The sequence below is a fragment of the Amycolatopsis sp. NPDC059027 genome (assembly GCF_042739735.1).
Classification (GTDB): Bacteria; Actinomycetota; Actinomycetes; order Mycobacteriales; family Pseudonocardiaceae; genus Amycolatopsis.
In genome coordinates this window covers 2,231-2,962 of the sequence record NZ_JBHYIK010000160.1, presented here as the reverse complement: position 1 = coordinate 2,962, position 732 = coordinate 2,231, and the positions used below count along the sequence as shown (strand labels likewise).

Here is a 732-nt window from a genome sequence, read left to right as displayed (position 1 = left end):
TCATTTCTCCGCGCTCCTGACGCGCCTGTAAGCTTTTTAATTTCTCTAGGATATCATAATATACCCCTCTATTTAATTTCTTGATATACGCGCCGGGAATGCCTTTAAATTTCATTGTCTCCGAACCTTTGACCAAACGATATTGTTTTACTTTGCTTTTTTCGGGATAATTAAATACATTCCGAGAAAAAGAGGATATTTCTTTTTCTATTTCTTCTGGTTTTATTTCATCAGCATATTTTTCATAATACGTTTTTGGTTGAATGAATAAACCTTATTCAAGAATACCTTCAAGTTTCCATTTACCGTACTCTCTATCGTCAACCATGTCATCATCAAAAATAGCTTCACATGCTATTGAATCGGTATCACAATATGCCACATCGCCTTTTTCTAATTGTTTAATTAAACCTCTATATAATAAAATACGCGCGTATGACGTAACGTAGGCGGCTATATGCGGCTGAATATACGGCGCTTTGCTGGGGACGGCTGCTTCAATAAATTCTTGTCCATATACAGGGTTAAATAATTCAACATAAGGATAGCCTTTTTCTTCGCATGTCTCAATTTCTGTGACAGGTAAAATCGTTTGCCGAACCCTTTGCATACCGAATTTTCCGTACAGTGCATTTTGCATTAATTTTGCAAACGTCTTTTTTGCTCCATCACTTGTATTTTTAATCTCTTCAAAATAGGAGACAAAATCTTTAAATATATAATCGGTCTTTT

Annotated in this window: 1 protein-coding gene; it reads right to left on the bottom strand. The window is 35.1% G+C overall.

Annotated elements, in window-relative coordinates; translation table 11 throughout:
• Nucleotides 1–274: 274 nt before the first annotated feature.
• The coding region (locus tag ACFWY9_RS44810; RefSeq protein ID WP_378341762.1) for a DNA polymerase at nucleotides 275–732 on the bottom strand (458 nt) is incomplete at its 5' end.